Below are 22,356 nucleotides of genomic sequence, written 5' to 3'. Positions count from 1 at the left end.
TCCGAATTTCGAACAGGAGGCGAACGTGCCAACGGTGGACACAGTGCATGACGAAGGTGATGTTTCGAAATCCGAAACCCGAAACGCGAAACCAATCATTTCCATTATCGTCGCCCTGGCGGAGAACCGCGTCATCGGCATCGAGAACCGCCTGCCCTGGCATCTGCCCGGCGACATGAAGTGGTTCCGCCGCCATACCCTGGGCAAGCCGATCCTGATGGGGCGTAAGACCTTCGAGTCCCTGGGCCGACCGTTACCGGAGCGGCACAATATCGTAATCACCAACGATACGGCGTATCAGGTGCCGGGCATCACGGTGGCGCACTCCATCGATGAAGCGCTGCACGCCGCCGGTGATGCGCCCGAGGTGATGATCATCGGCGGGGAATCGTTCTACCGGCAGATGCTGCCGCGGGCCGATCGCCTGATCCTGACCCTGGTGCACGCCGCGGTGGACGGTGATGCGTGGTTTCCCGCATTTGACTGGGACGACTGGCGCGAGGTGGAGCGCGGCGATCATCCCGCCGACGAGAGCAATCCCTATGCCTTCAGTTTTCTGATCCTCGAACGGAAGAGGGACGCAGCGTGACCGCGCAGAAGACCGACTGGTTGCAACGCCGCATCCTACTGTTCTCCATGCTGGGCATCCTGCTCACCGGTCTGGTGGTGGGGCTGGCGACGGGCGTGCCGCTGTATCTGCAGGGGCGCCAGCACAGCGAGGAGGCCTTGCGTTCTCAGGTGCATGGACAGGCGCAAGGCATCGCGCAGTACTTCGGCAAGCTGACGGATGTCGCCATGCAGCTCACCAGTCGCAGCGTGATCCGCGACCGGCTGGAGCAGTACAACCGCGGCGAGATCGCGCGGGCAGAGTTGGTGGCCTTCAGCGCGCCGCGTCTGCAGGACGCCCTGGGGCAGAGTTCCGATGTCGTCGGCCTGGTGCGTCTCGATGCAGCCGGCGAACCGGCGGTGCTGCTCGGGTTGCAGCCGCCGCGCGCCGACTGGCGGTTGCCGCCGGCGCAGGCACATGAACCGCTCATCCACGGCCCGGTGCTCATCAATGACGCGCCCTATCTGCTGATCGGCGCGCCGATTCTCAATCGCCAGGCCGAGCGCGTAGGCACCGACATCGTGGTGTTCCAGCTCGACACCCTGCTGAAGCTGCTGGTCGACAAGGCGGCCTTCGGCATGGCGGCACGCCAGTATCTGGGCGAGCTGTCGCAGGCCGCCGTGCTGACCACCGATGCACAGGCCAGTCAGCTTTCTCTGCTGCCGGCCGGCGGCAGCCTGCGCCAGGTCCTGCAACTGGCCGGTGCCGGCCATACCGGCATGTTCGTCGCCGAAGAAAGCGGGCGCATCCTGTTCCATGAGCCGGTGCCGGGCTTCGCCGGCTGGGGACTGGCGGTGAGCGTGCGCGGTAGCGATCTATATCTGCCGGTGCAGCAGCAGTTGTTGTTGCCGGCGCTGACCATTCTGCTGATGCTGGTCGTCGGCACCCTGTTGACGGCGCGTCTGATCCGTCCGCTGGGCAGCGAGGTGGTGAAGACCTCGCGCGCCCTGGCCGAGAGCGAGCAACGTCTGCGCACCCTGATCAATGCCACACCCGACATTATCTGCTTCAAGGATGGTCAGGGGCGCTGGCTGGAGGCCAATCAGGCCGATCTGGAACTGTTCAGCCTGGTCGGCGTGGATTACCAGGGCAAGACCGATGTGGAGTTGGCGGCATTCACCGATCCGCTGTATCGCGATTCATTTCTCGCCTGCGAGGTCAGCGATGAACAGGCCTGGCGTGCCGGCACTGTGTCACGCGGTGAGGAGGCGATTCCCACGGTACAGGGTGAGACCCATATCTATGACGTGATCAAGGTGCCGGTGTTCGGGCCGGCGGGCGAGCGCAAGGGGCTGGTGGTGTTGGGACGCGATGTCACCGAGCGGCGCCGGGCCGAACTGGCGCTGCAGCAATCAGCCCAGGAGTGGTCCTATGCCATGGACTTCTTCGAGGATGCCGTTTACCTGTTGGATCTGGAGGATCGCGTATTGCGCGCCAACCGTGCCTTCTTCCGTCTGTTCAATCTGACAGCGGAACAGGTGATCGGTCATGACATCGCCGAGCTGATGCATCCGCACGGCGAGAAGACGGAATGCCCCATCTGTCATGCACGGCGCCTGCGCGAGGACGCCTACGTCACCATGGATGCCGACGATCCCAGCAATCCGCTCGGTCGCCCCATCGAGACCTCCATCCGGATCATCCGCGATGGTAACGGTCACTCCATCGGTATCCTGATGGGTATCAAGGACCTGACCCGGGTGCGGCAAACCGAGGAACAGCTGCGTCTGGCGGCGAGCGTGTTCGAGGGTAGCCAGGAAGGCATCATGATCCTGGGACCGGATCACCGCATCGTGGACGTAAACCAGGCCTTCTTTACCATCACCGGTTACAGTGCGGAAGCCGTGGCGGGTCGCCTGCTGCGTGAAGTGCTCAGTACCGAGCAACTGGAAGCGCATAGTTGCGAACACCTGTGGGCAGTGGTGGATGCGCAGGGAAGTTGGCAGGGTGAGGTGTGGTATCGACGCAGCAATGGCGAGGTGTTTCCGGCCTGGCAGAATCTCAGTGTGGTGAAAAACGCCCAGGGTGAGCCCACGCGCTACATCGGCGTGTTCACCGATATCTCTGAGAAAAAGGCCACGGAAGAGCGCATCAATCACCTGGCGCATTTCGACCTGCTGACCGACCTGCCCAATCGCGTGTTGTTGCAGGACCGCTTGCACAATGCATTGGAGCGCATGCGCCGCAGTGGCCAGCTCCTTGCCGTGCTGTTCCTCGATCTGGACCGTTTCAAAAACGTCAATGACAGCCTCGGCCACCCGGTAGGCGATCGCCTGCTGCAGGTGGTCGCGCATCGTCTCAATGAAGTGGTGCGCGATCAGGACACGGTGGCGCGTCTGGGCGGTGACGAGTTCCTGCTGATCCTGGAGGAGCTGCACGATCCGCAGCATGCCGCGGTGGTGGCGCGCAAGATTCTGGAGTGCCTGCGCGAGCCGCTACAGGTGGATCAGCATGACCTCTATATCGGTGCCAGCATCGGCATCAGCCTCTTCCCCGACGACGGCGGTGATGCCGACACGTTGATCAAGAATGCCGATACCGCGATGTATCGTGCCAAGGAGATGGGGCGCAACAATTACCAGTTCTACACGCCGGAGCTGACCCGTCTCAGTCTGGAACGTTTCGAACTGGAGCGCGGCCTGCGTCAGGCGCTGGAGCGTAATGAATTGCTGCTGCACTTCCAGCCACAGGCGACGCTGCATGGCTCGTCCTGCGTGGGGGCTGAAGCCCTGGTGCGCTGGCAGCATCCGGAAAAGGGGTTGATCCCGCCGGACCGCTTCATCCCGTTGGCGGAGGAGACCGGCCTGATTCTGACCTTGGGGCGTTGGGTATTGCACGCCGCCTGCCGGCAGGCACAACGATGGCAGGAACAGGGGCGGCCGCTGCGTATTGCCGTGAACATTTCCGGCCAGCAGATCGTGCATGGCGACATCGTGGCCACGGTGAGTGAGGCACTGAGCGAGACAGGGCTCGATCCGCACTGGTTGGAACTGGAGATTACCGAGGGCTTCGTGCTGAGCCATGCCGAGATGGGTGTGCGCACCCTGGAGCGACTCAAGGCGCTGGGGATCACCCTCGCCATCGACGACTTCGGTACCGGCTATTCGTCACTCAGCTATCTCAAGCGCCTGCCGGTGGACCGTCTCAAGATCGATCGCTCCTTCGTCGACGGCGTCCCTGACGATCGCAATGATGCCGCCATCGTCACTACCATCATAGCCATGGCGCGCAGCCTGCAATTGGAGGTGATCGCCGAGGGTGTGGAGACGGAGGCGCAACTGGCTTTCTTACAGGCCCAGGGCTGCGAGGAATATCAGGGATATCTGCTCGGCCGGCCGCTGCCGTTGGCGGAGTTCGAGCGGATGTTGGAAGGATAGAGCAGATACAAGTGACTGAGCCCGGACGGCGAAGGAGCCCCCGGTAGCCGGGCCTTGGCGGGCGGAGCAGCCAAGGTGTGTCGGCGTAGAGTCATTTGTGGCCAGGGCCTCAACGAGGCCCGTGGGACGCAGGACGTGCCGGGGCCGCGCGAAGCGCATGTTTGTCCTGAATCCGAATGTTGCCAGGGTGACTTGGATGTCCCGTGGCGATGTGATGAGGGTCAGGACACGCTTGTTAGGGAAGCTCTGAATAAGTTCAGAGCTTCCGCGGCACAGGGATGTGCCGCCATTTTTCAACGACGATAAGTCGTTGAAAAATGAAGCCAAGCGAAAATCACACGTTTCGCTTGGCGTGGTTTTGTCCACGGATGGACTTATGTCGCGCAGCCCAGGGAGGGGCGGGAGCGACCTGAGAAGTCCAGGATGGACTTATTCAGACCTTCCTTAAAAGTGACAAGTTACAAGAAGAAGCGAACAATCCCACTTGTCACTTGTCACTTGTCACTTGTCACTTGTCACTTGTCACTTGTCACTTGTCACTTGTCACTTGTCACTTGTCACTTGTCACTTGTCACTTGTCACTTTTTCCCGCCGCCATGCGGTGCAATTCGTCCAGCCGCGCCAGCACCTCGGCGGTGGGGGCGCTGAGCTGCTCCACCAGGCGTTGTGCCTCGGTCTTGTTGCCGGTCTCGTGCATCTCGACTACCTGGCGGGCGATGGCATGGATCTGGCGGTGCGGCTCCTCGATGGCGCGGAATGCCGCGATGCCGCCGTACATCTCCTTGCCGCTGCTGTAGTACCACTTGCCGAAGCGGCAGGAGTGGTGGTCGGTCACCTCGCTGGAGCGCATCTGGGTGCGGCCGAGCAGCAGTTCGGTGAGACGCTTCTTCCACAGCATGTGATCGGACTTGGCGACCAGCACCGCCTTGTGCGGGATCTGGAACTGCTCCAGCGTGCGCAGTTGATCGCCGATCACGGCATTCATCTGTTCGATGGTATCGACGGCGCTGTGTGCCTGACGTGTGTTGTTGCTGGCGAGTTCGGAGATCATCTGGATGCTGGCGGCAATCTCCTCGGTGGCCGTCTGCTGCTCGCTGGCAGCGGCAGCGATCTGGCCAATGAGGGTGGTCACGGTCTCGATGCCACCCTTTACCGTATCGAAGGCCGCGCCGGTTTGCAGGGCCGCTTGGCGGCTGTTGTCGGCGCGATCGACACCGGTCTGCATGGTGGTGGTGACGGCCGCGATTTCGCTCTGGATGGAGTGAATCATGGCCGCGATCTCGCTGGTTGCCTTGCTGGTGCGTTCCGCCAGATTGCGCACCTCGTCGGCCACCACCGCGAAGCCGCGCCCGTGCTCGCCGGCGCGCGCCGCCTCGATGGCGGCGTTGAGGGCCAGCAGGTTGGTCTGTCCGGCGATGTCGTTGATCACGGCGGTGATCTCGCCGATGCGCCGTGACGAATCACCCAGCGCCTCCACCTTGGCCGCCGCCTCGCCCACGGTCTCGGCCAGCTGGCTCATGCTCTCCAGGGTCTGCTGGGCGAGGCTGTTGCCCTCGCTCACCGTGGCGCTCAGTGCATTGACGGCCGAGCTGACGCTGCGGGCATTTTCCGCCGTGCCGGCGACGGTGGCGCTGATCTGGCGGCTGGCCTCGGAGATGCTGTGGACGTGATTCTCTTCCGCTTCGACGTTGAACACTACCTTGGAGGATGCGCTGACCGTTTCGAAGCTGGCCGAGGCGATATTCACGGTGTTGCCGAGGATGCGTTCCATCATGGTGCGGTTGGCGTGTACCGAGGTGGCGACGTCGGTGAGCATGTCACCGATCTGTCCCTGATAGGGGTTGTGCACCTCGACGGTGAAGTCGCCCTCGGCGACATGGCGCATGATGGTGCTGACGGTACGCAGCGGCTGCATCAGGCCGCGCACGAACAGCACCATGACGACGGCATCGAGCACCAGCAGCGCCACTACCCAGGCCATGACGTCCAGACCGATGCGGCCCTCGGCGAGCAGCCAGCCCCACAGCACCGCATAGGGGGCGCCGATGACGACGGCGAGCAGCAGGATATTGAAGGACAGGGAACGGTTTCGAATGAGCATCGCAGCGAGTCTCCGCGCGGGCGCGGCATCCTGCCGCTGGATTGCGTCCGGCGCCGGGGGGCAACAGGACGGTGTTTCGTGAGTATAGAGTGTAAAAGCGCCGTGGCAGTATCCACTTGACGTGCATCAAGGGGTCGGCATCACTCGGCTCCGGGGGCGCAGGTGGCGGGGCAGTCGATGTGGAAGGCGGTGCCGTCCTCCAGACGCAGGGCGGTGAGTGCGCCCCCCCACAGGCAGCCGGTATCCAGGGCGCAGACGTTGTCGCCCCGGTGGAAGCCGAGCGTGGACCAGTGGCCGAACAGGATGCGCTGGTCGCAGCTGCGCCGTCCGGGCACGGCGAACCATGGCAGCACGGTTGGCTCCGCGCTGCCCGGTTTCCCCTTGTGATGAAAATCCAGCTCGCCGGCGGCCGTGCAGAAACGCAGGCGCGTAAAGCAGTTCACGGCGAAGCGCAGGCGATCCCAGCCGCGCAACTCTTCCTTCCACAGCTTGGGTTTGTTGCCGTACATGTTTTCCATGAAGGCGAGGAAGTCATCACCGCGCAGCACCGTTTCCACTTCGCCGGCCAGACGCCGCGCCGTGGCCAGATCCCACTGCGGCGGCAGGCCGGCGTGCACCATCACATAGTCCAGCTGGGCATCGTGATGCAGCAGTGGTTGCCGACGCAGCCAGTTGCACAGCTCGTCGCGGTCCGGTGCCTGCATGATGGGCAGCAGGGTGTCGTTGGAACTGAAGTGGTGGTGCTTCTGCTGCCATACCGCCAGCAGGTGCAGGTCATGATTGCCCAGTACGGTGATGGCATTGTCGCCCAGATCGCGCACGAAGCGCAGTACCTGCAATGATTTCGGGCCGCGATTCACCAGGTCGCCGGCAAACCACAGCCGGTCGCTGGAAGGATCGAAGCGTATCTGCTCCAGCAGCTGCAGCAACTGGTCATAGCAGCCCTGGATGTCGCCGATGGCGTATGTGGACACGGTTCTGTCTACCGGGTTGTGTAAAGCAGTGAAGTTACAAGTTATAAGACACAAGTTGCAAGAAAAGACCAACACGCCTGCTTGTCACTCGTCACCTGTCACTTTCCTCAACTCGATGCGGCGAAACCATCCCCGCGCCAGTATCGGCTCGTCCAGTTTGAGATGCAGATGCGTGCAGCAGGCGAGGACATCCTCCAACACCACGTCGGTGCGCGTGGCGATGTGGCGGGTGATGAGGTTGAGCAGGCGGCGCAGCGGCGCGCGCTGCCCGGGGCGCAGAAACTTGTCGACGATGAGGATGTGGCCGCCAGGCCGGAGCACGCGCTCGGCCTCGGCCAGCAGCCGCTCCGGTTGCGGTACCACGGCGAGGATCAGGTGCAGTACCACCGCATCGAAACTGGCGTCCCGGTAGGGCAACTGCATGGCATCGCCCAGGTGCAGGCGGATGTCGTCGCGTCCGGCGCTGCGCCGCCGCGCCTTGCGCAGCATCGCCGGTGTCAGGTCGAGCCCGATGTAGCAGGGGCCGGGTGGCAGATGCGGGATGTCGAGTCCGGTACCGATGCCGGCAAGCAGCACATCGCCCTCCTGTACCGGCAGCCGCTGCAGGCTGTCGCGGCGCAGCGCCCGGCTCGCCCGGTCGAGCGCCAGGTCGTAGATGGGGGCGAACAGGGTGTAGCTGTGGCGTAGAGACATGACATCAGTTCCACGTTCCAAGTGACAAGTGCAAGAAAAACACTTGGAACTTGTCACTTGCGACTTGCTACTTCGCTAGTGCAAAGTCTTGGGCATCGATAGGCGGAATACCGGGATATCGGCATCGAATTCGTGGCCATCGTCGGCGCGCATCTGGTAGCTGCCTTGCATCGCCCCCACCGGCGTGTCGAGCACGGTGCCGCTGGTGTAGCGGAAGTGCTTGCCCGGCTCCAGATGCGGCTGTTCGCCCACCACGCCGGCCCCTTGCACCTCCTGCACCGCACCGTTGCCGTCGGTGATGATCCAGTGCCGTGACAGCAGCTTGGCGGCCACGCTGCCGGTGTTGCGGATGGTGATGGTGTAGGAGAAGACGTAGCGGTCTTCCTCCGGCAGGGATTGTTCGTCCAGGTACTGGGTTTCCACCTCGACGGCAATACGGTATTTGTCGTTCATCGCCTGTTTCATGAGTTCGAAAGGCTGTTAGCCCGGCGCGCGGCCACCAGCAGGGCGCCGAGCAATCCGATCTGCGGATTGGTCACCACATGCACCGGGATGTCTTCCACCACCGGACGCATGCGGCCTTTGTCGGTGTAACTGTGGGCGAAGCCGCCCTGTTGCAAGTGCGGCAGGATCTTGGCGGCGATGCCGCCGGCGAGATACACGCCGCCGCGTGCCAGGCAGGCCAGGGCCAGATTGCCGGCGATGGCGCCGTAGAGGCGTGTAAACAGTGCCAATGCGGCGTTGGCACGGGCATCCGCCGCACTGGCGATGGCCGCCGCCGGATCGGGTGCGAGCAACAGTCCCGTCGTGTCACTGGCCCCGTCGTGTGCCAACAGATAGCGGTAGATGTTCACCAGCCCCGGGCCGGAGACGACGCGTTCCCACGAGACGTGGCCGAACTCGGCACGCAGGAAGGCGAGCAGGCCGTCCTGCAGTTCATCGCCGCCACCGAAATCGATGTGGCCGGCCTCGGTGGGGAATACCTCATAGCGATCGGCACAGGGTATGAGCAGTGCCACGCCGAGACCGGTACCGGCGCCGAGCACCACGCGTGGCGCCCGTGACCGGGCGGGGGCCTCGTGCAGGGTGCATAGCTCATCGGGCCGCAGCGCGGCGATGCCGTGGCCGATGGCCTCGAAATCGTTGCTGAACACCACCGGCGCACCGAGATGGGTGGCGAGGCGTTGCGCATCGAGTTGCCAGGGGAGGTTGGTGAGTTGCGCCGTCTGTCGCGGCGCCTCGCCCTGCACCGGGCCGGCCACGGCGAGGCAGACGCCGTGCAGCGGTGCTGTATCGCCGCGCAGGAAGTCATCGAGCAGCGGTATGATATCGTTATGGTCGGCGCTGGCGTAGCGCGCCTCGCGCAGCACACGCTGCGGCCGCACGGCGCCGGGCAGGAACTCCGCCAGTTGCAGCAGGGTCTTGGTGCCGCCGATGTCGGCGGCGAGGACGCGTAACAGGGTCATGCCGGCTCAGCTTCTGGGGGTGATGTGGCGCGCGGCCTGGGCATCGACGAACCACTCCAGTTGCCCCTTCGGGCGCAGCATTTCCACCGGCAGCGGATTGGCGTGGGCGATGTTGCGCAGCACGTGGCGCACCACGTCGGCCTTGCGGGCGCCGCTCACCAGCAGCATCACATGGCGGGCGCGGTTGAGCGCCGGCAGGGTAAGGGTGATGCGCCAGCTGTCGAGCTTGGGCACGTAGTCGGCCACCACGGTCTGTTTGCGCTGGTTGAGCGCGTCGCTGCCGGGAAACAGCGAGGCAATGTGGCCGTCGGGGCCGAGGCCGAGCAGCAGCAGATCGAAGCCGTCTGCCGGGAGGTGGTGGCGCAACAGTGCGGCATAGTCGGCAGCGGCCTGTTCCGGCGCCAGTTCGCCGGCGATGCGGTGTACCTGCGGCGCGACCGGCAGAGGGTCGAGCAGGGCCTCCCGCACCATGCGGTAGTTGCTGTCGCGGTGTTCCGGCGGCACGCCGCGCTCATCACCGAAATACAGATGCACCCGGGACCAGTCGAGGCGTTCCGGCTGTCTGGCCAGCAGGGCATACAGTCCCTGCGGCGTGGCGCCGCCGGCGAGGGCGAGGTGAAAGGCATCGCGTTGGGCGAGGGTCTGGTTGCCCAGTTCCAGCAGTCGCTCCGCCGCTGCACGATACAGTGCATCAGTATCCGGCAGGATGTGGAGCTGGGGGCCGGACGGGACATGATCAGTCGCGCATGTCACCGCGTTCGCGCACATAGTCGAGGGCCGCCGCCACCGCCGCCGCCACCTGTTTTTCCATGCGCTGCCATTCCTCGTCGCTGGTGAAGAAGGCCGTGTCCACGTCATGGCGCACGTAGCGGGTGGGCAGGCGGTTGAGGGCGACACAGGCCACGTCTTCCAGCAGGTCCTGATCGGTGATGCCCTGCTGCTTGGTCAGGGCATCCTGCAGATGTTCCAGCACCAGTTTTTCGTAATAGTTATGGATGTTCTCGAAGTTCATCGCGCGCTTCCGTGACCGGGTGGGAGGTGTCTGCAGTTTAGCATTCCTGCCCGCCTGCCGCTCAGCGGATGATGATGCGCACCTTGTTACCCGGGTAGATCAGATCGGGATTTTTGATGCGGCTCAGTTGTGCCAGCTCCTTGTAGCGCCAGGGATCGTCGAGGTAACGTTCCGCGATGGCCCACAGGGTGTCGCCCCTGACCACGGTGTGGACGTACATCTGCTGCGGCTCCGGCTCCGGCGGGGCAGGTTCGCCGACGGGTTGCGCCGCCGGCAGAGCCGCCGGGCCGGCGGTGGTGTCATGCGGTGCGGCGGTGTCGGGCTCCGGTTCGGGGGCAGCCTCCGGGCGGGCGCGCTCGATGACGATGGTGATCTCCTCGCCGTTCTGTTCCACCTGGATGCCCTCGCCCTGAAAGATCGGGCTGGCCGGGGGGGCGGCTGCCACCGCCGGTTCCGATGGCGGCACGGGGCGCGGCTCCGCTTCCGGGGCGGGCGCCGCCGCCGGCGTCACCCGGGCGACGGGTGGGGCCGGTGGGGTGGCTTTCTCCGCCTGCGGCCGGAGGAGATAGCCGATGGCGACGGCGAGCAGGGCCAGCGCCAGTATCAGCGGCCAGGGGCGGCTGGTGGACGCCGGGGGCGGCGGTGCAGTGTAGGCCGTTGCCTCCCTCGGCGGAGGGGGGTGTGGAGGCGGGGCGCGGTTGCCGGGGGGCGGAGGCCGGTACAGGGCGCGGCGGAGGGGCGGCCGGGGCCGACGGCGACGGCGTGACCGCCGGGCGGCTGGGGACGGTGGGGGCGGGGCTCCTGGCCGGCACAGGGCGCGGCGCGGCTGCCGGGGGCGGGGGCGTGCGTTGCGGAGCCGGCGGCGGGAGCGGCCGTGGCGTGTTTCTTGAATCGGCTGTGGCGGCCGGTGCTGCGGTCGCCGCTGGCGAGGGCGCCGGAGGCCGGGCGACTGCAGCCGCCGGTGCTGATGCGGCCGGTGCTGGCGGCGGCGGCACGGCACACACCAGATGGCGCAGGCCGCCGGCATCGCGCATGGCGAGCAGGGGGGCCAGGTCGCTGCACAGGACGAGTTCATTCTGATAACGCAGTGCCGCGCTGAAGACGTTGTGGGGCAGTTCCGGCGGCAGCGCGGCTGGCCGCACCTGGGCGGCATCGGCGAGGCCGACGATGCTGTCCACCCAGAAGGCATAGTTGCCGCTGCCCACCTTGCCGAGCAGCAGGCGGCCGCGCTGCGGGTCGAGCACATCGCGGCCGAAGCGGTGGCGCAGGTCGATGATGGCCACCGTGCCGTTGCCGTGATGGAACAGGCCGGGGCTGCCGGCATCGGCACCGGGGATGGCGGTGATGTGTTCCGGCAGCGGCAGGATGCTGGCCACCGACAGGGCCGGCACGGCACAGGCGACACGGCCGATACGGAAGATCAGCCAGTGCGCCGTTGCCCCGGTGGATGAGTGAGTGGTTGCTGTCATGCTGTGCCCCCAGAGTATAACGGCCGGCGGTCAGCGACCTTGACGCGGAGCCCACTTCCCTGTGGCGGCAGACGGCCTCAGCCGCCGGCGACATGCCGCGCCAGGGCGGCGAACTCCTCCAGGCTGAGGGTTTCGGCACGGCGCTGCGGGTCGATGCCGGCGGCCTCGATGGCGGCGGCATCGAGCAGGCCCTTGAGGGTGTTGCGCAGGGTCTTGCGGCGCTGGCTGAAGGCCTGGGCCACCAGCCTTTCCAGGACGCCGGCATCGACATCCACCGGCGGCGCGGCGTAGGGCTCCAGGCGCACGATGGCGGAGTCCACCTTGGGGGCCGGGGTGAAGGCGCCGGGCGGCACGAGGAATAGCCTCTCCACCTTGCAGCGATACTGCACCATCACGCTGAGACGGCCGTAGTCGCTGGTGTCGGGTTTCGCCGCCAGCCGCTCCACCACCTCCTTTTGCAGCATGAAGTGCATGTCGTCGATGCAGTGGGCCTGTTCGAGCAGATGGAAGATGAGCGGCGTGGAGATGTTGTAGGGCAGGTTGCCGGCGAGGCGCAACTTGCCGCTCCGGGCCAGGGCGCAGAAATCGAACTTGAGCGCGTCGGCGCTGTGGATGATGAGTTCGCCCTGCCCGGCGCATTGTTGCTCCAGCTTGGGGATCAGGTCGCGGTCCAGCTCCACCACCTCCAGCCGGCCGGCGGCCTGCAGCAGCGGCAGGGTCAGCGCACCGAGGCCGGGGCCGATCTCCACCAGCCGCTCGCCGGCCTTGGGATGGATGGCGCGCACGATGCGATCGATGACATGGCGATCGTGCAGGAAGTTCTGGCCGAAGCGTTTGCGGGCGCGATGTTCCATCGAAGTCTCAAGTTCCAGGTTTCAAGTTGCAAGTAACAGCAAAAACAGTCGCGCGTAGCGCGTGCATCCCCGTATGCAACTTGTCACTTGCGACTTGCGACTTGTTGCAACGCCACCTCGATGGCGTACTGCAGGCTGCCCAAATCGACGGCACCGCTGCCCGCCAGCTCCAGGGCGGTGCCATGGTCGACGGAGGTGCGCACGATGGGCAGGCCGAGGGTGATGTTGACGGCGCGGCCGAAGCCCTTGTGCTTGAGCACCGGCAGGCCCTGATCGTGATACATGGCGAGCACGGCATCGGCGTGTTCCAGGTGGCGCGGGGTGAACAGGGTGTCGGCGGGCAGCGGTCCGGTGAGATGCATGCCGGTAGGGCGCAGGGTGGCCAGCACCGGTTCGATCACCTCGATCTCCTCACGCCCCAGATGGCCGCCCTCGCCGGCATGCGGATTGAGGCCGCAGATCAGGATGCGCGGCTGGGCGATGCCGAATTTCGTGCGCAGGTCGTGATGCAGGATGCCGATGACCTCGCGCAGCAGGTGCGGGGTGATGGCATCGGCCACCGCGCGCAGCGGCAGGTGGGTGGTGGCGAGGGCCACGCGCAGGCCGGGCGTGGCCAGCATCATCACCACGCGCGGCGTGCGGGTCAGCTCAGCCAGAAATTCGGTGTGGCCGGTGAAGGGGACGCCGGCGTCGTTGATGACGCCCTTGTGCACCGGGCCGGTGACCAGGGCGGCGCAGTGCCCCTGCTGGCACAGCGCGGTGGCGCGGCGCAGCGTCTCCAGCACGCAGGGGGCATTGGCCGGCTCCAGCCTGCCCGCCACGACCGGCTCTGCCAGCGGCACCGGCAGCACGCTCAGCGTGCCCGGCGCATTCACCTGCGGCGCGGCGGCGAGGTCGACTTCACGCAGTTGCAGCGGCACGCCGCGTTGATGGGCGCGCTGCAACAGCAGTTCGGGATCGGCCACGGCGACGATCTCGGCCGCCTGCGGCTGCTGCGCCAGCAGTACGGCGAGGTCGGGGCCGATGCCGGCCGGCTCGCCGGGGGTGAAGGCAATACGCGGGATGGCTGTCATGAGAGACTCAATCCGCGAATGAATGCGGGCTCACACACATCGGGTGTGGGTTATGCATCGTTGTTTCAGCATGAGCGCAGCGAGTTCGTTCACTTGTATCTTGCCACTTGTATCTTGTAACTAATCTTTGTATTCGACATACGCCTCGTCACGCAGGCGGCGCAGCCAGTCCTGGGTTTCTTCCTCGATCTTGCGCTGGCGGATGGCGTCGTGGGCGCGGGCGCGCTTGAGCTCCTCGGTGCTGTCGCGCTGGCGCCGTTCGATCACCTGCACGATGTGCCAGCCGAACTGGCTGCGGAACGGTTCGCTGATCTCGCCGGGCTGCAGTTTGTTCATGGCCTGTTCGAAGGGGCCGACGAAGGTGCCGGGATTGGCCCAGCCGAGATCGCCGCCCTTGGCGCCGGAACCGGGGTCTTCGGAATTGGCGCGGGCCAGTTCGGCGAAGTCCTCGCCCTGCAGGATGCGTTCGCGCAGGCGTTCCAGCCTGGCGCGCGCCTCGGTGTCCGCTACCAGCGCGGTGCTGCGGATGAGGATGTGGCGGGCGTGGGTCTGCGTCACGTACTCGCGCTGTTCGCCGCGCTTGTCAATCAGCTTGATGATGTGAAAGCCGCTGGAGCTGCGTAGCGGCTCGCTCACCTCACCCGGCGCCAGGCGCAGCACGCTGTCGGCAAACAGGGTGGGCAACTGGCCGCCCTTGCGCCAGCCGAGGTCGCCGCCCTGCAGGGCCTGCTGGCCGGCGGAGTGGGTAATGGCCATCTGGCGGAAGTCGGCGCCGGCACGTAACTGCTCCAGCACCTCCTGTGCCTTGGCGCGGGCCGTCTGCACCTGTTCCGGCGAGGCGCCTTCCGGTACGGCGATGAGGATGTGGCCGAGGTGGTACTCCGTGTCCAGGCCGCCGCCGGCGGCCTGGCGGGCGAGGAAGTCGTCCACCTCCTGCGGCGTCACTTCGATGCGGCTCTCCACCTCGCGCGCGCGCAGGTTGCTCATGATGATCTCGTGGCGCACCTCCTCGCGGAACTCGGCGAAGTCGCCGCCGTCGCGTTCGAGGGCGGCGCGGAACTGCTGCGGCGACAGCTGGTTCTGTGCGGCGATGCGCGTGATCACTTCGTTGAGGGTTTCGTCGTCCACGCGCACGCCGCGGTCGGCGGCGAGGGCGAGTTGCAGGCGTTCGATGATCAGGCGTTCCAGCACCTGACGGCGCAGGATCTCCATGGGCGGCAGGGCGGTGCCGTTCTGGCGCAATTGCACCAGGATGCTCTGCAGCCGCTTTTCCAGTTCGAGGTTGGTGATTGCCTCGTCGTTGACCACCGCCACGATGCGGTTCAGTTCCACCACCTTGGCGGCGTGGAGGGGAAGGGCGGACAGCAGGCCGCCGAGCAGGGCGGCAAGGAGGATGATGCGTTTCATTGGGGGATTCCGGAAATCACAGGCGGCCAAGGATACCACGGACGCGATCCGGGCCGGAGGCCGGGCTTACTGCCGTGTCTGGAAGGTTTCCAGTTCGTCTTCCAGGCGCTTGCCCAGGCTGGACAGGCCCTTCAGCTCCAGGGTGAGCATGAAACTGTTGTTGGACTCGAAGCTGACGGTGTCGAGGCGCTGGCGCACGGCGAAATGCAGCGCCCAGCAGCAGTCCTCCCAGGCCACGCCGGCCACGGTCTCCAGGCTGCGTTCCAGCTGCAGGTCGTAGTTCCAGCGGCCGAGCACGCGCCAGCGCGGGGTCAGCGGCCAGTAGGCGACGATATCGGTCTGGCGCAGTTCCTGATCGCGGCGGTAGCGGTAGTCGAAGCTGAGCAGGTGGTTCTGATCGGGAGCATAGCGGGCGCGCCCGGTGAGCACTTCGCCGCGCTCATCCTCCGGGTTCCAGCGCGTGGTGGCGGCCAGGTCGAGGTCGGGCACCGGCTTGACCCCCAGTTCCGCCACGATGTCGGAGGTCTGCCGTTCGATGGGTTCGCTGCCGGTCAGGGTGACGCGGCGATCGGCGAAGTAGCGGATCTGGCCGATGCTGGCGCGCAGCAGTTCGTTGCCGGAGTGCTGATCCAGCAGGCGGCTGGTGAGGGCCAGGGTGATCTGGTTGGCATCGCCCTGGCGGTCGGGGCCGCTGAAACGGTTGTCGCGGAACAGCTGGGCGAAGGTGAAGTCGTATTCGCCGGTATCGAAGCGCGGCAGCTCATCCTGATCGCGGTAGGGCACATAGAGGTAATACAGGCGCGGCTCCAGGGTTTGCAGCACCGGCCGCTCGCCCAGGCTCAGCTCGCGCTCGAAGAACAGGCCGCCGTCGAGGCTGGTGATGGGGGTGGTGCGCGTCGGTGTTTCGTCGCCGAGCTGATTCTGTAATTGGTACTGGGTGTGGCGCAGGGCGAAGCGCGGGGTGAGAAACCAGGCAGTGCCTTCCAGGGGCAGGCTGATGCCCGGCGTCAGATCCATGCGGTTGCCAGTGGGCGCGCGCTCGTCGTGGGCGAAGTGCACCAGTTCGCTGGCCAGGGTGTATTGCAGGGTGTCGCGGCGGTGTGGGCTGGCGGCATTGAGGCGCAGCTGCGGCAGGCGCTGGTAGGGTTCGCTGCCACTCAGCGCCTGATAGTCCTGCACGCGGCCGCGGAAGTCCCAGCCGATGCCGCGATAGGCGAGGTCGACGCGGCGTTCCAGGTGGGTGGTGCTGGCGCGCGCCTGGCTGTTGCCGAGGTCGTTGAAATAGTCGGTGTCGGATACGCCGTTGTAGACGATGGTGTTGGTCCAGCCTTCGCCAAAGCGTCCGTTGTGCTGATAGGACGTGTAGCTGCGGTCCTCGTTGTTGTAGCGGTCATCGCCGGGCAGCATCTCCATGTTGAGCTGGCCGCGGTTGCCGGGATGCAGGTAGCGGAATTCACCCTGCAACTGGGTGCCGCGCGCGCTCATGTAGCGCGGTGTCAGCGTCGCATCGTAGTTGGGGGCGATGTTCCAGTACCAGGGCACGCTGATGTCGGTGCCGGTCTTGTCGCTGCTGCCGAGGGTCGGCGGCAGCAGGCCGGTCTTGCGTCCCTTGAGCGGAAAATTGAGGTAGGGCAGGTAGAGAAACGGCACGCCCTTGAACTCCACCGTCAGGTGGCGCGCCTCGCCGGTGTTGGTGCTCTCGTCCAGATCGATCTGGCGCGCCTTGAGCAGCCAGTCCACCTTGTCCGGATCGCAGGTGGTGTAGGTGGCGCCGGACAGCTCGGTGTGCTCGGGGTCGCGCATGATGATGACATCGGCGCTGCCGAAGGCATGGTTGCTGCGGAAGTGGTACTGCGCGTCGTGTATCTCGCCGCTGTCGCTGTCGGGACGCAAGCTGGCCCGGTTGCCGTTCAGGGCCATGTTGTCGGTGTAGAGCCGCACATTGCCGTCGAGGTTGAGCAGGTCGTTGGCCTGGTCGTAGCGCGCCTCGTCGGCCTCGATGCGCCGGCCGCTCTGCAGCATCACCACGTCACCGCTGAAATGGCTGATTCCCTCGCCCTCCGAGGTGCCGCGATCGGCGGAGATGTGCGTCGCGCCGTCCTCCTTCGGTCCCAGCTCCGGCAGGGGGATGATTTCGCCGGAGGGGCGGCACAGGCTCCAGCGGTCATCCTGTTCCGGCTCCTGCGCCTGCAGCGTTGCCGGCAGCAGGGCCAGCAACAGGGCAAGGAGGAGAGGGGAGGATGGGCGCTGAATGGTCACGGGGCGTCGGGTTGATGGTTGCGGCCCGCTAAGTTGGCACAGAACGTCACGGGCTTCAATTGCGGAACCGCTATAATGGCGCACTTTTCCCGAGAGAGTGCCACCGTGCCGCAACGTCTGGAACAACTGAACCACTGGCTGAGCCGCGGGCTGGGCCTACCGGCCTACGACATCGCCCCGGCCTCGTCCGATGCCAGCTTCCGCCGCTATTTCCGCATCCGCTTCGACGGTGAGAGCCGCATCGTGATGGACGCACCGCCGGACAAGGAAGACAGTCGCCCCTTTGTGCGCATCGCCCGCGCCCTGCACGCCATCGGCCTGCATGTGCCGGAGATCCTGGCCGAGGACCTGGCGCAGGGCTTCCTGCTGCTGTCCGATCTCGGCAGCGAGCAATATCTCTCTTCCCTCAACGAGGCCAGCGTCGGCCGTCTGTACGGGGATGCCATGGGGGCGCTGCTCACCCTGCAGGCCTGCGGACCGCAGCAGGAAGACCTGCCGCCCTACGACGAGGCCTTGCTGCTGCGCGAGATGGAACTGTTCCGCGAGTGGTATCTCGGGCGCCATCTGGGGCTCGCGCTGAGCGCGGCGGAGCAGCGCCTGCTGGACGACACCTTCCGCAGGCTGGCGCAGTCGGCGCTGGAGCAGCCAAAGGTGGCGGTGCACCGCGACTACCATTCGCGCAACCTGATGGTGGCGCCACACAACCCCGGCATCCTCGATTTCCAGGACGCGGTCCATGGTCCGGTGACCTACGACCTGGTATCGCTGCTGCGCGATTGTTACATCGCCTGGCCGCGGGCGCAGGTGGAGGCCTGGGCGCTGGGCTACCAGGAACTGGCCATCGACAGCGGCATCCTGCGCGGGCGCGACGAGGAGCGCTTCCTGCGCTGGTTCGACTGGATGGGCGTGCAACGCCACCTCAAGGCCACCGGCATCTTCGCCCGCCTCAACCACCGCGACGGCAAGCCCGGCTACCTCAAGGACATCCCGCGCACCCTGGGCTATGTGCGCGAGGTGGCGGGGCGCTACAGTGAGCTGGCGCCGTTGCGGACGCTGCTCGACGAGCGGGTGCCGGCGGCGGGATGAAGGGGAACAACGGCAAACACCGGGGAGTTGCGTGGGGAAAAGACTGCTCCTGGCCTTGCCGGTGCGGCTGGTGGAGTTTGGTGGCGTACGCGCAGCTTTCAGTACCCGTTCCAGCAGGACACCCTGGTGACCATCCGCGCCGGGTTCGAGCGCATGATGGCCAGCGTCAGGGGCAGCCGTAGACAGCGAAACGCCCCGCTGACGGGGCATTTTCTCTCCGGCCGGTCGGCGGTGATTACATGTCGAAGCCGGCCTGTTTGTACAACTCCTTCGCCTTGGCGGCATCCTGCGGTACGCCGAGGCCCTGCTCGTACATCATCGCCAGGGTGGTGAGCGAACCGGCCAGGCCGTGATCGGCGGCCTTGCGGAACCAGACCGCCGCCTCGGCCGGATTCTTCTCCATGCCTTCGCCTTCCAGGTACATGAAGCCGACGCCGTGCTGGGCCATGGCGTGGCCCTGATTGGCGGCGGCCATCATCCAGCGCGAGGCCTCTTCCAGGTTGGGGCTGCCGATCAGGCCGTTCTGCAACATGATGGCGACACGGTACTGCGCCTCGGCATTGCCGGCCGCGGCGAGGGGCGAGAGCAGCTGCATGGCGGTGGCAAAGTGCTTGCCTTCGAAGGCGGCGATACCGCTGCCGAGCTCCATGTCGGCGTCGTCGAGTGCATTCATGGGGAAACTCCGTGGGTTCGGTCAGAATGGCGCTACCGTACAAATGTTGACGATTGTTGTCAACATTTGGGTGCCAGCCGTATGCAGTGTAACCCGCGCCGGGACGCGGGGGATCAGGCGGCCATGATGCCGGCCATTTCATCCAGGCCGGGGCGGGACTCTTCCAGCACCTTGTCGGTGACCTCGGTGACCCGGCGCAGGTCCAGGCCGAGGGCGGTGAGGACGGCCGGTGGCACCTTGTCGCCGGCGGCATCGCTGGGTTGGTGGCCGCGCAGCAGATGGTCCGCTGCCAGCACTAGATTGGCGTAGGTGGTGTGTTCGCCGCCATAGGTCTCGTTGTGGTGCTCCCGTGCGGCGACGCTGACTTCCTCCGGCATGTCCCAGCCTTCCAGCAGCCAGCCGCCCAGTTGGGTGTGCTCCACGCCCAGCAACCGCTTCTCCAGCAGGGTGACCGGGATGTGCGGGTTGGTGGCCACGGCCTTGTTGAGCAGGTAGAACTCGGGCTGGAACAAGTGGCCCAGCACCGCAAAGCCGACGTCGTGCAGCAGGCCGGCCAGATACACCAGGCCGGGCTTGCCGCGGGTGGCCGGCGGCAGCAGGGTGTTGAGGGCCTGGGCGAGTCCGGCGGTGTAGACCGAATGGCGCCAGAAGGCGCGCTGGCCGAGGGGACCGTCGGCAGGCAGGCGCAGGGCGCGGGAGGCGCTCAGCCCCAGCGCCATGTGCAGCACCATGTCGAAGCCCAGCACCTGGGTGATGGCATCGTGCAGGGACTCGACCCGGCCGCGGTAGCCGTAATAGGCGGAGCGGGCATAGCGGATCACCTGCGCCGCCAGCAGCGGGTCGGTGGCGACGATATCCGCCAGTTCGGCGATGGTGCCCCTGGGGTTGTTGCGTAACCGCAGCAATCGTTGCGTGGACTGGGGCAACGGCGGCAGCGAGGACAGGGTAGTGATGCGCTGCTGCAGATCGCCGCCCGGGTGCAGTCCCTGCAGCGCCGGCAGGGGCTCGTTGCTGACAAATTCGAATTCACTGTGTCCGGCGAGGCTGGCGGCCGGGCGGGCGATGGCGAGGCGGCGCGACTGGGCGTGCAGGCGCATGAAGTCGGCACCGGCCAGTAGCGCCAGGGTCTGGTGGTCACCCGGTTCGAAACAGACACGGGGCATCCGCGGGATCTGTTCGTCGATGATGGCGGGCAGATTGTAGGGCTGCGGCAACGGTGGCACGGAACCCGGCTCGCAATCGGTAAAGATCCCGGCCAGGCGTTCCTGCGGCAGCGGATGCAGTTTGCGCCCCAACTGCTGACACAGCCGGGCGAAATCCAGCATATGGCTGGCGGGGAGTACCGCCATCAGCATGCCATGCTCGTCCTCCAGCATCACCGCCCGTACCATCAGCCGGTAATCCACCTTGGCGCTGAGGGCGGCCTCGATCAGGGTGCGGGTCGGGGCATGGGGAAGCAGCCGGTAGGGAATACCCTGCGCGCTGAGATAGGGCTCGATGCGGTTGTGCCGTCTCATGGTGCTGCTGCTCCTCCTCCAAACTCCTACCTAAATGGTAGGCTATCGGCGGGGTGTCGTTCCGGGTGTTACCCGGTGGTGGGGCGATCCCCGGCTCTCTGATTTTGCTGGTAACCACTTACTCATGCGCATGAACGCAAAAGATCAGTGGCCTTAGGGAAGCTCTGAATAAGTTCAGAGCTTCCGCGGCACAGGGATGTGCCGCCATTTTTCAACGACGATAAGTCGTTGAAAAATGAAGCCAAGCGAAAATCACACTGTTCGCTTGGCGTGGTCTGAGAAGTCCAGGATGGACTTATTCAGACCTTCCTTAGGAAGGAAGACTAGGTTCGAACGGGGTGCAGGAATGTGAACTGGTCGACATCCCGCCCTGTCGGGGTCAGCCGGCCAGGGTGCGGGCCATATCGTCCAGGGCGTAGGCGCCATGCTCCAGTACCCGGACGGCCAGCTCGTGGGCACGGGCGGGGGCCAGGCCGAGGGCGGTGTAGATGGCCGGGGGCGGCTCGTCGGCGGCGGCGTCGCTGAACTGGCTGGCCTTGAGCAGATGCTCGGCCACAAGGACCAAATTGGCGAGGCTGGCATGTTCGGCGCGGTAGAACTCGTTGTGGTGTTCCCGGGCTGCAGTGATCACGGCGGGCGGGAACTGCCAGTGGCCCAGGGCCCAGCTACCCAGTTGGGTGTGCTCGAAGCCGAGCACACGCTTCTCGATCAGGGTTACCGGCACGTCCGGGTTGGCGGCCACCACTTTGTTGAGCAGGAAGAACTCGGCCTTGAACAGGTGGCCGAGGGCGAGGAAGCCGAAATCGTGCAGCAGGCCGGCCAGGTAGGCGTGGCCGGCGCGGGAGCGGCTGGCCGGGGGCAGCAGGGCGTTGAGGGCCGCGGCCAGGGTGGCGGTGTGCACGGCATGGCGCCAGTAGCCGTGCAGGCCCAGCGGGCCGTCCACCGGGGCGCGCAGATGGCGCACGGCACTCAGGCCCAGGGCCATGTGCAGCGTGGCGTCGATGCCGAGCACGCCGATGGCATCGCGCAGGTTCTCCACCTTGCCGTGGTAGCCGTAATGGCCGGCGCGGGCGTAGTGCTCCAGCAGGGGCGGCAGGCCGGGGTCGAGGGTGATGATCGCGGTCAGTTCGGCCAGGGTGGGGGCGGGGTGGTCGCGCAGCAGAAGCAGGCGGCGGGCAGCCCCGGGCAGCGGCGGCAGGGACTGCAGGGCGCGCACGCGTTGTTCCATGTTCTCCACCGGGTGCAGTTTTTTCAGGCCGGCGCCGTCGGGCATGGTGAAGGTGTAGGTGTTGGGCCGGGTCAGGGCCTGGGCCGGGTGGGAGAACACGCCGCGCCGGGCATCCTGGTGCAGCCAGTCGAACAGGCCGCCTTCCATGCACAGCAGGTGGGTATGGCTGCCCGGCTCGAAACAGACGTCCTGCATCAAAGATATCTGCTCGTCCACCACCGCCGTGAGGCCGTAAGGTTCGGCCAGCGGCGGGATGGAGCGGGGTTCGCAGTCGGGAAAGACGCTGTCGAGATGGGCCCGGCTGGCGGGTTGCAGCCGGCGGCCGAGCAGGCGGTTGAGTTCGGTGAAATCCAGCAGGTAGTCGGCGGGCAGGATCGCCATCAGCAGGCCGGCCTCGTCTTCCAGCATCATGGCGCGCACCATCTGCCGCAGTTCGATGCCGGCGGCGGCCGCCGCCTGCTCCAGGGTATCGGTGGGCGGATGGGGCAGCAGGCGGTACGGCACCTTCTGGATCTTGAGATAGGTCGCGATGCGCTCGGTGGCCTGCATGGTGATGTCCC

The 22,356-nt window shown here is 66.0% G+C and carries 18 protein-coding genes and 1 pseudogene; 3 read left to right on the top strand and 16 right to left on the bottom strand.

What is annotated here, in order from left to right; all coding sequences use genetic code 11:
* The first annotated feature begins 34 nt into the window (after nt 1-34).
* Both folA and EP379_RS13305 read left to right on the top strand, forming a co-directional pair.
* Nucleotides 35-589 carry a type 3 dihydrofolate reductase gene (gene folA, locus EP379_RS13310; protein ID WP_232024028.1) on the top strand — a complete coding sequence of 185 codons (555 nt, stop codon included), beginning with the start codon at nt 35-37 and terminating at the stop codon, nt 587-589.
* Complete coding sequence (locus EP379_RS13305) at nt 586-3,984, top strand: bifunctional diguanylate cyclase/phosphodiesterase (protein ID WP_127478262.1); 3,399 nt, start codon at nt 586-588, stop codon at nt 3,982-3,984. Before folA ends, EP379_RS13305 begins: the two co-directional genes overlap by 4 nt.
* A 571-nt stretch (nt 3,985-4,555) precedes the next feature.
* Here the strand turns inward: EP379_RS13305 and EP379_RS13300 are convergent.
* The 13 genes and pseudogenes from EP379_RS13300 to EP379_RS13235 all read right to left on the bottom strand — a co-directional run bounded on the left by EP379_RS13300 (nt 4,556) and on the right by EP379_RS13235 (nt 17,292).
* A complete protein-coding gene (locus tag EP379_RS13300; protein WP_127478261.1) occupies nt 4,556-6,085 on the bottom strand; it encodes a methyl-accepting chemotaxis protein in 1,530 nt (509 codons plus the stop codon).
* A 140-nt stretch (nt 6,086-6,225) separates the two neighbouring features.
* Nucleotides 6,226-7,059 carry a symmetrical bis(5'-nucleosyl)-tetraphosphatase gene (locus EP379_RS13295; RefSeq protein WP_127478260.1) on the bottom strand — a complete coding sequence of 278 codons (834 nt, stop codon included), beginning with the start codon at nt 7,057-7,059 and terminating at the stop codon, nt 6,226-6,228.
* A gap of 84 nt (nt 7,060-7,143) precedes the next feature.
* Complete coding sequence (locus EP379_RS13290; RefSeq protein ID WP_127478259.1) at nt 7,144-7,752, bottom strand: class I SAM-dependent methyltransferase; 609 nt, start codon at nt 7,750-7,752, stop codon at nt 7,144-7,146.
* 75 nt (nt 7,753-7,827) lie between these two features.
* Nucleotides 7,828-8,205: a Co2+/Mg2+ efflux protein ApaG gene (gene apaG, locus EP379_RS13285; RefSeq protein WP_127478258.1), complete on the bottom strand. Its 378-nt coding sequence runs from the start codon at nt 8,203-8,205 to the stop codon at nt 7,828-7,830.
* Nucleotides 8,206-8,213: 8 nt separating this feature from the next.
* Nucleotides 8,214-9,218, bottom strand: coding sequence for a glucokinase (gene glk / locus EP379_RS13280; RefSeq protein WP_127478257.1), 1,005 nt, complete (start codon nt 9,216-9,218; stop codon nt 8,214-8,216).
* Between the two features lie 6 nt (nt 9,219-9,224).
* Nucleotides 9,225-9,971, bottom strand: a complete 747-nt coding sequence (pgl, locus tag EP379_RS13275) for a 6-phosphogluconolactonase (protein WP_172600489.1) — start codon at nt 9,969-9,971, stop codon at nt 9,225-9,227.
* Nucleotides 9,955-10,230, bottom strand: coding sequence for a late competence development ComFB family protein (locus EP379_RS13270; RefSeq protein WP_127478255.1), 276 nt, complete (start codon nt 10,228-10,230; stop codon nt 9,955-9,957). The genes pgl and EP379_RS13270 overlap by 17 nt, the downstream gene beginning before the upstream one ends.
* A gap of 61 nt (nt 10,231-10,291) precedes the next feature.
* Nucleotides 10,292-10,675, bottom strand: coding sequence for a LysM peptidoglycan-binding domain-containing protein (locus EP379_RS16545; RefSeq protein ID WP_232024027.1), 384 nt, complete (start codon nt 10,673-10,675; stop codon nt 10,292-10,294).
* Nucleotides 10,676-11,324: 649 nt separating this feature from the next.
* Nucleotides 11,325-11,699: pseudogene (locus EP379_RS17040) on the bottom strand (chemotaxis protein CheW); the annotation flags it as partial.
* A gap of 77 nt (nt 11,700-11,776) precedes the next feature.
* Nucleotides 11,777-12,553 carry a 16S rRNA (adenine(1518)-N(6)/adenine(1519)-N(6))-dimethyltransferase RsmA gene (rsmA, locus tag EP379_RS13250; RefSeq protein ID WP_127478254.1) on the bottom strand — a complete coding sequence of 259 codons (777 nt, stop codon included), beginning with the start codon at nt 12,551-12,553 and terminating at the stop codon, nt 11,777-11,779.
* Between the two features lie 83 nt (nt 12,554-12,636).
* Nucleotides 12,637-13,626, bottom strand: a complete 990-nt coding sequence (gene pdxA, locus EP379_RS13245) for a 4-hydroxythreonine-4-phosphate dehydrogenase PdxA (protein WP_127478253.1) — start codon at nt 13,624-13,626, stop codon at nt 12,637-12,639.
* 120 nt (nt 13,627-13,746) lie between these two features.
* Nucleotides 13,747-15,033 (bottom strand): peptidylprolyl isomerase, encoded by a 1,287-nt coding sequence (locus EP379_RS13240; RefSeq protein ID WP_127478252.1) that lies wholly within the window; start codon nt 15,031-15,033, stop codon nt 13,747-13,749.
* A 66-nt stretch (nt 15,034-15,099) separates the two neighbouring features.
* The gene (locus EP379_RS13235; protein WP_127478251.1) at nt 15,100-17,292 is read right to left on the bottom strand and encodes an LPS-assembly protein LptD; all 2,193 of its coding nucleotides are present in this window, start codon (nt 17,290-17,292) and stop codon (nt 15,100-15,102) included.
* Between the two features lie 75 nt (nt 17,293-17,367).
* On the opposite strand from EP379_RS13235, the gene EP379_RS13230 reads away from it, so the two are divergent.
* Entirely contained in the window at nt 17,368-18,378 is a 1,011-nt protein-coding gene (locus tag EP379_RS13230) for an aminoglycoside phosphotransferase family protein (RefSeq protein ID WP_127478250.1), read from the top strand.
* A gap of 235 nt (nt 18,379-18,613) precedes the next feature.
* Here the strand turns inward: EP379_RS13230 and EP379_RS13225 are convergent, their stop codons facing one another.
* The 3 genes from EP379_RS13225 to EP379_RS13215 form a co-directional block, all read right to left on the bottom strand.
* A complete protein-coding gene (locus EP379_RS13225) occupies nt 18,614-19,051 on the bottom strand; it encodes a tetratricopeptide repeat protein (RefSeq protein ID WP_127478249.1) in 438 nt (145 codons plus the stop codon).
* A gap of 113 nt (nt 19,052-19,164) precedes the next feature.
* Entirely contained in the window at nt 19,165-20,568 is a 1,404-nt protein-coding gene (locus tag EP379_RS13220; RefSeq protein WP_127478248.1) for an HDOD domain-containing protein, read from the bottom strand.
* A 379-nt stretch (nt 20,569-20,947) separates the two neighbouring features.
* Entirely contained in the window at nt 20,948-22,345 is a 1,398-nt protein-coding gene (locus EP379_RS13215; RefSeq protein WP_172600488.1) for an HDOD domain-containing protein, read from the bottom strand.
* Nucleotides 22,346-22,356 lie beyond the last annotated feature (11 nt).

The sequence above is a fragment of the Sulfurivermis fontis genome (assembly GCF_004001245.1).
Lineage (GTDB): Bacteria > Pseudomonadota > Gammaproteobacteria > Thiohalomonadales > Thiohalomonadaceae > Sulfurivermis > Sulfurivermis fontis.
Note: the sequence above shows the minus strand (reverse complement) of the source record. Positions and strands in the feature narration are given on the sequence as shown.